This window comes from Nostoc sp. (genome assembly GCF_036917095.1).
Taxonomy (GTDB): domain Bacteria; phylum Cyanobacteriota; class Cyanobacteriia; order Cyanobacteriales; family Nostocaceae; genus Nostoc.
Map to the genome: position 1 here is coordinate 53,778 of NZ_JBALFH010000022.1, position 11,811 is coordinate 65,588.

Genomic DNA, 11,811 nt, shown 5'->3' on the forward strand with positions numbered 1-11,811 from the left:
TGGAAGCAAAAATTTAATATCCCCTACTCATTTTTCATTTTTCTGGTGTATTTAGTTCATGACGGTTACTTGTTTAGGACTTACGCACACTCTACGAATTCTTGGCGTCTTGGCGGTTCGATAAATTAAGCTTTTCGGCAATTTTTACGTAAGTCCTGTTGTTATTCAAAATTCTGTTGCACTTTTTAAAGAGGTTCGTAAAGATGGCATCCTTACAAGGCGCAGAGGTAAAAGTGATGGGTCTGACAAAGACCTATGGTAGTACTCAGGTGTTGCAGAGTCTCGATTTAGAGATAGCACCAGGAGAGTTTATTGCGATCGTTGGACGCAGTGGTGGCGGTAAAAGTACACTCTTACGGATGATAGCTGGGTTTGAAAGTCCTAGTGACGGTGGAGTTTTAATCGATGGGGAGCCATTGCGCGGGCGTAATCGCAACGCGCGAACAATGTTTCAAAATGCTCGCCTGTTACCGTGGGACAATGTTCTAAGGAATGTGGGATTAGGATTGAACAAAAAAGACTGGCAGCAAAAGGCAGAGAAGGCATTAGAGCAAGTAGGTTTAAAAGAACGAGCTAAGGATTGGCCATCTGTCCTTTCGGGAGGACAAAAGCAAAGAGTGGCACTTGCTAGGGCTTTAGTCAGAGAGCCGCGCTTACTAATGTTGGATGAACCCCTTGGTGCTTTAGATGCGATGACTCGCATTGAAATGCAGCGATTAATTGAAAAAATCTGGCAGGAACAAAAATTTTCGGCGTTCTTGATTACTCATGATGTGGATGAAGCAGTAACGCTAGCCGATCGCATCATTCTTATTGAAGATGGTCGAGTCACAATGGATCGGCGTATATCGCTACCACGTCCTCGCAAACGCAAAGACCCAGAATTCCTCACTCTGGCAGAAGAAATCTTAGAGCGCGTTATGGGTGATGAAGCAGGTCTAATTAATGGGGAAACAGAAAAAGTTCAACAGCTAGCTAGTACACACTAAGGAATGCGATCGCAACCGGAAATTGCACAATTAAATGCGTAAAGCTATCCACCCTATCTAACTTAAAAGAACCTATGAGCCAGTCAAAGAGTTCAAAAAATAATAATACGGCTGCCACCAACAACACAACACCAGCAGAATCTCGTAAGACAAAAAAAGCGGTAGCAAAAATTACAACTGAGTATGCCGAGGAAATGGCACCTGAAAAAATCGTTGTAGATGAGCCACCGCCTAAACCAGACTATCCTCGCTACCGAGTTCATCCCGGACAGCCCATCACCTTGGCTAATTTCGATCCAAATGCCTGTGAGGACTACAAGAAAAAGAAGCATATCGAGGAAGAACTGGAAAAGCAGCGTCAACGGTTGCAAAATTTGCAAGAACGGTTATACGCTGAACACCAACGTAGTTTGCTAATTGTGCTGCAAGCGATGGATACCGGGGGTAAAGACGGTACTATCAAACATGTATTCGGTGGTCTTAACCCACAAGGCTGTCAGGTTTGGTCATTCAAAAAGCCCAGCGATGAAGAATTAAACCATGATTTTCTTTGGCGCTACCACCAGCACACACCACAACGGGGGATGATTAGCATCTTCAATCGCTCTCATTATGAAGATGTGTTAATTGTACGAGTCAAACAGCTAGTACCGGAGGATATTTGGCGCGATCGCTATCAATTAATCAATGAGTTTGAACATATGCTGACACTCAATAACATTGCTGTTATCAAGTTTTTCCTTCACATTTCTAAAGACGAACAAAAGCGACGCTTGGAAAGTCGGCTACAAGATCCAGATAAGCATTGGAAGTTTTCCAGCAACGACTTAAAAGAGCGGGTACTGTGGGATGACTACCAAGCGGCATTTGAAGACATGATTAACAATTGCTCGACTGCTCATGCTCCCTGGTATGTCGTACCTGCAAACAATAAGTGGTATCGTAACTTAGTAGTAGCTCGAACGATCGCAGACACTCTAGAAGCAATGAACCCACAATTTCCACCAGCAGAAAAGGGTTTAGAAAATATTGTGGTTCCAGATTAAGCATGAGAGCAATTTTTTTCCGGGGAGATGGGACAATAATTAACCAAGGGGTTTAAACATTAATCATCCCAAAGACCTTGGAAGAGAATCAATCGAAATATTATCAAATCTCAGCCAGGGTTGATGAAAATAAAGATGTTATTGAACCAAAAATGTTAAGTGCCGGAAGGTTTATAATTGCTACAAATGTTTTGTCAGATAAAGAACTAAGCAACGAGAAAATGCTGTCTGAATATAAAGCACAACAGTCATGTGAGAGAGAATTTAGTTTTCTCAAAAGTCCTTTATTCTTAGCAAATAATATTTTTCTGAAAAGCCCAGAAAGAATCGAAGCATTAGCAATGATAATGGGGTTATCTTTGCTAGTTTATACTCTAGCACAAACAGAGATTAGAGCGGCTTTAAAGTCCTTAAACTATACTGTAACAAATCAATTAGGAAAAGCCATAAATAATCCGACAATGCCGTGGATATTTCAATGTTTTCAATCAGATCATCTTGTGACTTTTCAGTAAAAAACAGAATTTTGTCTATATCATAGCTATCTTTATCGCCCCCTCAGCAAGTATAGACAGATACCTAAATTTAATTAATTTATCCCGCATTTAACGCCATTATCTAATATTACAGTTCTCTAGGATTTGGTCGCCAGCGTAAAATGTAAGCTTCTAAAATACGCACTCCCCAATCGAGGAAAACGCTAATGGATGCCAAAATTACTAATATTGCCCAAGCTCGATCAACATTTAAAGTTCCCTGGGCTGACATTAATAGATAACCTAAACCCCGTGTTGAACCGATATATTCAGCTACTAATGCCCCGACTAAAGCCATACCCAAACTTGTGCGAATCCCGGCAATTACCCAACTGAGAACTGAAGGTAATATAACCATATACAACATCTGCCAACGATTTGCACCCATGACCTGAAAAGCCGAAACCAACTCGCGTTCAATACTTTGGAGTCCCTGATAAGTTGTAAAAAATATGGGGAAAAAAGCGGCTAAAGCTGCTAATAATACTTTTGAGAGTAATCCAATGCCAAACCAGACAATAAAAAAGGGAGCTAAAGCAATCCGAGGCAGAGAATTAAATATCTGAACGTAAGGAAGAGTGATTTTTGCTCCTGATGGCGAATAAGCGAGAATAATTCCCAGACTAATACCGCTAGTCATTGCTAAAGCCAGTCCAGTCATTGCCTCTTGAAATGTTACAAAGATATGTTGAAATATACTACCACTAGATAATAGTTGCCCTATCTCTTGGACAATTACACTCGGCTTCCCAACTAGTGCTGGTTCAATAAATTGAGGAATGTTAAATGCTCCTGTCCCAACTTCCCACACTAACAAAATTACCGCCAGAGGTGTGAGTTGTATCGTTAGTTGTCGTAAGTGTTGCCACCCTTGGATTTGATGGGGTTGAAAACTGGGTGTTTTTGGCTTTTTATTAGTAGCAGAGAGCGTGAATTGTTTGAGAGTTAAAATTTTACGCCAGGTAGTTTTCATTTTATGTTTTAAAAAGTGCGAATCCTCGGTCTTGTTGTTGTAATACTTGTGTGGTTAACTCTGACCACATCTCACGCTGGATTTGCTGAAATCTGGGATCGGTACGAATGGCGAGCGCAGATCGTTCTGTGGGTAAATCAATCTTAAATTCTTTGACAATTCTGCCAGGACGCGCACTCAGGAGAAATACCCGTTGAGAAAGGGCGATCGCTTCATCCAAGTCATGAGTTACCAAAACAAAGGTGCATCCGGTATCACGCCATAATCGCAGAAATTCATCTTGTAAGAGAGCGCGTGTTTGAGCATCTAGACTACTCAGAGGCTCATCAAGTAACACCACATCTGGTTGATAAATCAGCGTGCGAATTAGTAACACACGCTGCTGCATTCCTCCCGACAATTCTCTGGGAAAACTATTTTCAAATCCTGACAAGCCATATTTTTTGAGCATGGCTAAAGCTTTTTTTCTTCTTTCAGTTCGAGGTATGCCACGAATTTCTAGAGGTGCTGTCACATTATCGATGACTGTCCGCCAAGGTAACAAAGTTTGCTTTTGGAACAAGTAGCCAATTTCTTTGATCCCACTGGTATTGAAACTACCATTGACATCTGTACCCGGACTAATTAAACCCGCAATCACATTTAATAAAGTACTCTTACCGCAACCACTAGGGCCAATTAGGCTAACAAATTCACCACGATTAATAGTCAAGCTGACATTCTGTAGCGCGTCAATTCGCTTATTTTTATTCCAATAAGAAATGCTCAAATTTTGAGTAGCGATCGTCGGGACTGACATATTGTGCTGCTCCTTAAGCTCGATAACCGGCAAATTTATCAAATACCCCTTCAGCATAAGGAACCATTTTTTTAATAATTCCCGTATCAAAGAATACTCTTTGGTCAGCTAAATAAGCAGCTTCACTGATAGAGGCATCTTTCGGCACTGAGCGTTTTAGTTCGGTATTCAGACCTGTGAGGATAGCGTCTAAATTTTGACTATCAAAATGTTTACCGACTACTTTAAGAATGTCTTCTGGTGCAGTTTGGTGCATATATGTAAAAGTACGATTTACGACTGTCACCAATCTTTTAATAGCTTCCGGCTTTTGGGAAGCAACGCGTTCATGACTGAGCCAAGCACGAGTCATCGCCTCGTTAGCACCAAAATATTTCTTATGCACATTTGGATCTAAAGCATTCAGTAGTTGAAAAACTGTGCCTTCTTTGAGTAATTTGTGGAGGTCGGGCGCACCTGCGATCGCAGCATCAACCTGACGAGATTTGATTAATGTATAAGTAGAAGCAGTTGTACTTTGAACATACTCAACATCTTTATCGTTCAGACCATTTTGCCGCAGATATTTGACAAAAACTGCCCAACTCCAAGTGCCAATTTCACCAGCTGAAATTTTTCTACCTTTGAGGTCGGTAACACTCTTGATTTGAGAGCGTAAATCAGAACGGACAATTAAGGAAGTATCAACCAGATTACGACGATTGGCGACGACATTTAACGGCACTCCCTTCAACCGAGAAAGATAAACGTGCAAAGGTGCTTGGGCGCTGAAATCAATTTCTCCTGCAATTAGCGCATCTCTCATTTTGGCACTACTTTGAAAAGTAATGACTTCAGCATTCAAACCAGCCGCATCAAAATAACCTAAATCCTGGGGAATCCAAACATCAATGGAGTTAATACCACTTACTGCCCCCAATTTAATGCTGATAGTTCCTTGTTTAGCAGCAGGTTTCGTTATGTTATTACACGCTTGTGTAACTAAAGCAGTTGTTACTCCTAAAGAAGAATATTTTAAAAAGTCTCTGCGTGTGTGCATTTGCTTATTCAAGATTTATTTAAATTACAAGCAAGTAATATTAATGTGGGAATTGGATTTAAGGCGTTGCTGAATTAGGGATGAAATCTCAGGTAATCAAATGTCAAACTTATTATTCTCTGTGCGCGAGACAATTCATCCCAAATTTAGACAACGCCGACTTTCAAACCTGATTCAATAACTACTCAAGCAGGTTGAAATCAGACTACTTGAATAATTAGTCTTACTCTTCACTCAGCACTTTTCTCGGTTGTTCGATTAGCTGAAATGACTCGGTTATCAACAATCTGCTGGAAAGTTGCATCAGGTTGAATGAGTCCCCACTTCACCATCCAGTTGTAGGTGCGGTGGAAGTCAGTTTCCGAGTATGGTGCTGGGTCGATGTAGCGCAGGCGGTTGCGCCGGAAGTCTGATGGTTCGAGTTTGACAATCTCTTCTGATACGTCATCAATCAGATAGTTTGTATAGCGGATGGGATCTGCTTGTAAATCTTTAACAGCGCGACGAATAGCTTTATTGATAGCCTCGAAACTTTCTTTGTCTAGATCGGGACTAGCAATTTCTAGACCTACATAGTGAGCCTCGGCGATAATCTTGTAGCCCAGTTTTTCGGCGACTGTAATCCAGGGTTCCATGACTGCAACTGCATCAACTAGCCCATCACGCAAAGCGACAAAGCGGTTAAATTGTTTATTTTGTCCACCGCCTTCAATGTGTACTATTTTAATCTCCTCTGGAGCTAAGAAGCCTTCAAGGGTTTGGATAGCGATGTAGTGAGAACCGTGGTGAAAGTTCACACCAACAGGTACGTTAGCTAAGTCTTGGGGGATGTTGTAGGGTGAGTCTGGACGCACAACGATCGCTTGGCTGGCGATCGCCGCCCGCTTGGCTATCACCTGTCCACCACGGGAACTATCGTATGTACGGCGTACTTGTCCCCACTCACAAGCGCGGTAAAGGGTGCTTTGTCCTTGCTCAAACAGAGAAGGGCCTCCGAAAGAACTTACCTGGCGATGATCGTCAATTAGTGTGATATTGGCTGGGCGATCGCCATAGTTGCGTTTGACAAACTCTATCTCTATTCCTAAGTCAGCAAAATATCCTCGATCGCGAGCTACGTGGTAAGGCAAAGAGAACACTGTCCCACTAATCTCAGTGGTAATCTTCTTGAGTGCCAAATTTGTGTTACTCAAGGTTTATCTCCCTATTTTATATAAGTAAGATTTATTCTCCGGTAAATACGCGTATTTAGTCAACATTAAAATATTTATTTACTCACATCTCGCACTTAGAAATATAAATGTCAAAATCAGAACTACGTGCAAGACGAGCAAGGCATTCAATATCAAGTAAAAGAAAATACACAACTATATGAGTAAAAATAGACTCAAGGGCAGTTTGTGCAGCTTATTGTAGACATATAAAAAAGTTGTACAATTTAAGCGTCTACAAGCACTATTCTATCGTTAGCTACTCAAGATTTTTGAAAAAATAAAGTTGTACAATTTTATCATGCTACCATCTAAAAACAAATAAAAAAGTTGTACAACTTCCACAAAGCTTAATAGGCAAAGGTTTTAACCTATTGTTGTAAGGTATGAGGCTTATGATCGCACTTCCTTGACTCACGAACCCTTTGCCCTTTTCCTTTCCTCGGTAAAATAGCTCGTCGTTACAATGCTCTAGGAGAATTAGGATATTCTAGACGATATGTAGTACTCTTTCTTTAGCTTGCGTCCATTGCCCGATGCCCCTGACCGAGTTGATCAAAATGAAGCCTTTTTCGCCCGTTACATGAATGACCATGATTTCCAGAAGGTGGTGTCAGATTAGCTAGTTGGGGAAGTTTATAAGCGGATAGCTAAGGGGGATAAAATAATCAATGGGAGAAATATTTTCTGGTGTATCAGTTAGTTATCTTTATGACGTTTATTGAAAAGAGCAAATATCGTCACAGAGATGGCGATCATTTTCACTAATATTAGGGTTAGTTTTGAGATAACTTTTAATCCAATTACAACCTTTTTTGAGTAAATTGTTTAATTTAACATCTAGGTCTAAAATTAAATCTTCAGGATCGATGAGCCATAGTCTCACAGTTTTGTCAGCACTAGCAGAAGCAATCATTTGACCATCAGGGCTAAAACTTACTCCATTGACCCAATCAGTATGTCCTTGTAGGGTTCTCAAGAGTGTACCATTAACGTTCCATAGTTTCACAGTTGAGTCAACACTAGCAGAAGCAATCATTTGACCATCAGTGCTAAAACTTACTCCATAGACCCAATCAGTATGTCCTTGTAGGGTTCTCAAGAGTATGCCATCAATGTTCCATAGTTTCACAGTTTTGTCAGTACTAGCAGAGGCAATCATTTGACCGTTGGGGCTAAAACTTACTCCCCGCACCCAATTAGTATGTCCTTCTAGAGTTGTCAAGAGTGTGCCACTAATGTTCCATAATTTCACGGTTGAGTCACCACTAGCAGAAGCAATAACTTGACCATCAGGGCTAAAACTTACTCCCCAGACGTGAGCAGTATGTCCTTCTAGAGTTGTCAAGAGTGTGCCACTAATGTTCCATAATTTCACGGTTGAGTCATCACTAGCAGAAGCAATCATTTGACCATCAGGGCTAAAACTTACTGCCCGTACCCAATTAGTATGTCCTTTTAAGGTTGTCAAGAGTGTGCCATCAATTTTCCATAGTCTCACTGTTTTGTCAAAACTAGCAGAAGCAATCATTTGACTATCAGGGCTAAAACTTACTCCCCGTACCTGAGCAGTATGTCCTTGTAAGGTTGTCAAGAGTGTGCCACTAATGTTCCATAATTTCACGGTTGAGTCACCACTAGCGGAAGCAATCATTTGACTATCAGGGCTAAAACTTACTCCAAAGATCCAATCAGTATGTCCTTGTAAGGTTTTCAATAGTGTGCCATTAACGTTCCATAGTTTCACAGTTGAGTCAACACTAGAAGAGGCAATCATTTGACCATCAGGGCTAAAACTTACTCCATAGACCCAATCAGTATGTCCTTGTAGAGTTCTCAAGAGTGTGCCATCAACTTTCCATAATTTCACAGTTGAGTCAGTACTAGCAGAAGCAATCATTCGACCGTTGGGGCTAAAACTTACTCCCCGTACCCAATTAGTATGTCCTTGTAAGGTTCTCAGGAGTGTGCCATCAACTTTCCATAATTTCACGGTTGAGTCACCACTAGCAGAAGCAATAAGTTGACCATCAAGGCTAAAACTTACCCCATAGATTTGGCCAGTATGCCCTTTCAAAGTCCTTAAAAGCTGACCTTCTAAGTCCCAGAGTTTAATAGTGCGATCGTCACTAGCTGAAGCGATCATTGAACCATTTGAACTAAAAGCAATACCAACTACTCCCTGGGTATGCCCAATAAGTTGATTTTGCTCATGAATTTCATAGCTTCCTTGTTGTAATCTCTCAATAACGTTTCTTTTTAATGCCTCGGCAGGCTCTCGAATATTGCGTAATTTTACTCCTGCTTTAATAGCCATTATCAAGGAGCTTAACTGTTGTTTTAACTGTAATTCCTTTTGAGATAAATTCAATAACTCTTGAATACCTTCAATATCTTCCTGCTCTTGATACTGACAACTGGTTAGGATAAATTCTATTTCTTTTGGGTTAGTAATACTGTCACTTCTTTTTTTAAACCATTCTTCAGCTTCTACTAGTAATGCTCCTCGAAGCAAAGCACCATTATCTTTATCACTATTTTCCCAGATATCCTTTTCAGTACGTAACCGATCTTGCCATTTTCTAAATTCTCGATCTTCCTCCATCCAATTTCGCAGACGACTCCATCCTCTAATTAAAGCTTCATGAACTACCTCAACAGTCGATTGTTTTTTAGACTCATCGTAGCTTGTAATTACCAAACGAGCTTCTAGTTCGCGCTCTGAGCTAGCTAATTTAGTCACTAACTTCCAGTTTTCTTCTCCAATTTCATCATAGGTAGCTAGGCGGCGAGTATCATCTGTATTTTCTCCAAAACGTACCAATTGAGTAAAGATATATTGGGCTTGCTTTTTCTCATTTTTGTCTAATTTGTTATAAACATCCTCAGCATGATTAGCTAAAGCTTTCTCTAGTCCCCCGATTTCATCATAGGCAGAAATTGTTAATTGACCATTGCTACGCTTTTCCCATAGTTTTTCTAAAGTAAACTCTAGCAAGGGTAATTCACCCTGATTGTTCTTTATAGCATCCAAGATAATTTGCGTTAATCCATCTTGAATTTTTAATTTCGCTACTTGTGCTGGTTGTTCAATAGCGTTTTTTAATTCATCGAGACTCATTCCTAGGAGATTTTCTGGCTTCCATGTTTGCAAAGCTTTGCCCAAAGCTGGATGAGATAAAACATCTCCATAAAAATCTGCTCTCAAGGTAATAACTAAAATAACGTCAGGTCTTCGTTTCTTACTTTCTAGTTCTATTACTTCTAATAATTGATCTAAAAAAATATTTTTTTCATTTTCTAAAGAAAGTGTGTAAAGTTCTTCAAATTGATCGATGACTATTAAAAATCGGTCTTTGTAAGAAATTTTTCTTAATTTATATTCTAATATATCTTTTAATGTTAAATTTTCTTTTTTAAAATCTTCTAAATATTTTTTTATTCCTTTGATTCGTTCTGATGAACCCATTTCTGGTTCAAATAATTCAATTAATGCCGTAGCCAGCCCGTAAAAAGGATTGTTATTTGGTCTGAAAATTGCTATTTTCCATGTTCCCGATTCCTCTAATGTAGGAATAAGACCAGCACGAATTACCGATGATTTACCAATTCCCGAATTACCAACTACTGCCACTAGCGGCTTTTCTTCTACTACATTTACTAAAGTTTGAATAAAATTTTCACGCCCAAAGAAAAATCGTGCATCCTCCTTCTCAAAAGCAAATAAGCCTTTATATGGGCATTTTTCAGCAATTTCACTGTTTCTAATATTTATATCTTTTGAAGCTTGTATACTATCAGTATCACGGTTGTATCGTAGTTTCAACGCTTTAAAGACAGACTGAATCGACCTTTCATCAACACTTTGCTTTTTTAAAATCTTGCGGATTGTATCGTCATTGAGGGGTTCACCAATCTTTTCCGTTGCCTTTTTTAAACAACTAGCCCACTTACGAAGTATCACTTCTTGTTGAGTGAGGGCATCAATTATTTTTTCTTCACCAACCTCTGTCAGCAGGTAGCCTCGTTTTCTTTGCGTTCCCATAACCCTATTTAAAAAAAAGACTAATTTAACGAACTTAGGGGCGATATTGCTAAGTTCGGTTTTTTTAGAGAATGGCCAACACCAATTGTGGCACTAGTGTGAGGATTATTACTCAGGGACTTTACTTAAAATAGTTAATTGCATCCCGACGATTTGGCAGTGGTGATTTGATAGGTGTTGTCAAGGGAATCAAGCTAAGACAAAAAGTAAACACCTTTATCTACAAAACATTGGGAGAGCAAATATGCAATTTTCACTTCAAAAATTTACCTATGCAACTATAACCTCTGCTGCGATCATTCTAACAAGTGTTATTGCTGCCCAAGCACAAGTAAATACTCTTGGCAAATTTCCTTGGAAAGCAGGAGTCTCCGCTAAAGTATCCCAGACATTGCACATCGATGGTTTAGGCAAGTCAGCATTTGATATTGCCCTTCCAGCAGGTACTCCAGTCCTCGCGCCTATTGATTCAAAAGTGGTGTGGAATTGTGTTGCAAAAGGGACTTCTAACCACTACGCAATAATGCTTCAACAGGCTAATAGTACTAGAAAATACACTTTGTTCCATGTTCAAGGGAATTCTGAAAATATCTATAACAACCGTCAGTTTCGTGCAGGTGAACAGATTGGTGTTGTTGCTGCTGACAAACCTAATGATCCTAGCTGTGCGGTAAGCAAGGGAATTCACCTTCACTTTGGTTTGCCTACCCAGAACGAAGTAGTAGATGGTATACTTTTTACTACAATACTTCCTGCTTTAAATACTCTGCTTACCTCTAGCAACGGTGCAGTTACGCCACCACAAGCTACTACTTTCCAATCTCCTTCTAGTCAGTTGAGCGTTTCTGTAGCCTCTGTTGACTTAACTGTTCAGGCAAAAAACCTGTCTGGTCGCACAGTTTATTGGCGAATGTATCGCAGTTCAGTTGGGAATTTACCCCCTAAACCCTGGAAAGGACAACAGCTTGCAACAAGCAATTCGTTGACCTTGCGTAACCTTGATGGAGACGGCGACACATTCAAAGGAGTTTACTACTATACCGTTGTTTCTCTATCGCCGATTGCAGACGGAGATGCGGCGAAAATGCGTACATCCTGTTTTGCGTCGTCGGGCGGTATTCAGTTATGCGATCGTGCAAGCCGTTAAACTTTTAAAGTAAAAGCCGCAAAAAC

At 40.1% G+C, this 11,811-nt stretch carries 8 protein-coding genes and 1 pseudogene; 4 read left to right on the plus strand and 5 right to left on the minus strand.

The window, feature by feature from the left end:
* Nucleotides 1-203: 203 nt before the first annotated feature.
* The 3 genes and pseudogenes from V7L01_RS11300 to V7L01_RS11310 form a co-directional block, all read left to right on the plus strand.
* Nucleotides 204-989: an ATP-binding cassette domain-containing protein gene (locus V7L01_RS11300; protein ID WP_335034720.1), complete on the plus strand. Its 786-nt coding sequence runs from the start codon at nt 204-206 to the stop codon at nt 987-989.
* 74 nt (nt 990-1,063) lie between these two features.
* Nucleotides 1,064-2,035, plus strand: coding sequence for a polyphosphate kinase 2 family protein (locus V7L01_RS11305; protein WP_335034722.1), 972 nt, complete (start codon nt 1,064-1,066; stop codon nt 2,033-2,035).
* Between the two features lie 80 nt (nt 2,036-2,115).
* Nucleotides 2,116-2,544 (plus strand): annotated as a pseudogene (locus V7L01_RS11310) (IS1634 family transposase); the annotation flags it as partial.
* Between the two features lie 115 nt (nt 2,545-2,659).
* Here V7L01_RS11310 and V7L01_RS11315 read toward each other — a convergent pair.
* From V7L01_RS11315 to V7L01_RS11335, 5 genes are all read right to left on the minus strand, one after another.
* Entirely contained in the window at nt 2,660-3,544 is an 885-nt protein-coding gene (locus tag V7L01_RS11315; RefSeq protein ID WP_335034724.1) for an ABC transporter permease, read from the minus strand.
* A 1-nt stretch (nt 3,545) separates the two neighbouring features.
* Complete coding sequence (locus V7L01_RS11320) at nt 3,546-4,343, minus strand: ABC transporter ATP-binding protein (RefSeq protein ID WP_335034726.1); 798 nt, start codon at nt 4,341-4,343, stop codon at nt 3,546-3,548.
* A 13-nt stretch (nt 4,344-4,356) separates the two neighbouring features.
* Nucleotides 4,357-5,382 (minus strand): ABC transporter substrate-binding protein, encoded by a 1,026-nt coding sequence (locus V7L01_RS11325; RefSeq protein WP_335034728.1) that lies wholly within the window; start codon nt 5,380-5,382, stop codon nt 4,357-4,359.
* Between the two features lie 230 nt (nt 5,383-5,612).
* Nucleotides 5,613-6,575, minus strand: coding sequence for an ABC transporter substrate-binding protein (locus V7L01_RS11330; protein ID WP_335034730.1), 963 nt, complete (start codon nt 6,573-6,575; stop codon nt 5,613-5,615).
* A gap of 736 nt (nt 6,576-7,311) precedes the next feature.
* Nucleotides 7,312-10,638, minus strand: a complete 3,327-nt coding sequence (locus tag V7L01_RS11335; protein ID WP_335034732.1) for a WD40 repeat domain-containing protein — start codon at nt 10,636-10,638, stop codon at nt 7,312-7,314.
* Nucleotides 10,639-10,882: 244 nt separating this feature from the next.
* On the opposite strand from V7L01_RS11335, the gene V7L01_RS11340 reads away from it, so the two are divergent.
* A complete protein-coding gene (locus V7L01_RS11340) occupies nt 10,883-11,785 on the plus strand; it encodes a M23 family metallopeptidase (RefSeq protein WP_335034734.1) in 903 nt (300 codons plus the stop codon).
* Nucleotides 11,786-11,811 lie beyond the last annotated feature (26 nt).

Excerpts from the sequence above, each read along its gene's own strand:
- V7L01_RS11300 (WP_335034720.1), top strand. The coding sequence starts at position 204 with ATGGCATCCTTACAAGGCGCAGAGGTAAAAGTGATGGGTCTGACAAAG.
- V7L01_RS11305 (WP_335034722.1), top strand. The coding sequence starts at position 1,064 with ATGAGCCAGTCAAAGAGTTCAAAAAATAATAATACGGCTGCCACCAAC.
- V7L01_RS11315 (WP_335034724.1), bottom strand. The coding sequence starts at position 3,544 with ATGAAAACTACCTGGCGTAAAATTTTAACTCTCAAACAATTCACGCTC.
- V7L01_RS11320 (WP_335034726.1), bottom strand. The coding sequence starts at position 4,343 with ATGTCAGTCCCGACGATCGCTACTCAAAATTTGAGCATTTCTTATTGG.
- V7L01_RS11325 (WP_335034728.1), bottom strand. The coding sequence starts at position 5,382 with ATGCACACACGCAGAGACTTTTTAAAATATTCTTCTTTAGGAGTAACA.
- V7L01_RS11335 (WP_335034732.1), bottom strand. The coding sequence starts at position 10,638 with ATGGGAACGCAAAGAAAACGAGGCTACCTGCTGACAGAGGTTGGTGAA.
- V7L01_RS11340 (WP_335034734.1), top strand. The coding sequence starts at position 10,883 with ATGCAATTTTCACTTCAAAAATTTACCTATGCAACTATAACCTCTGCT.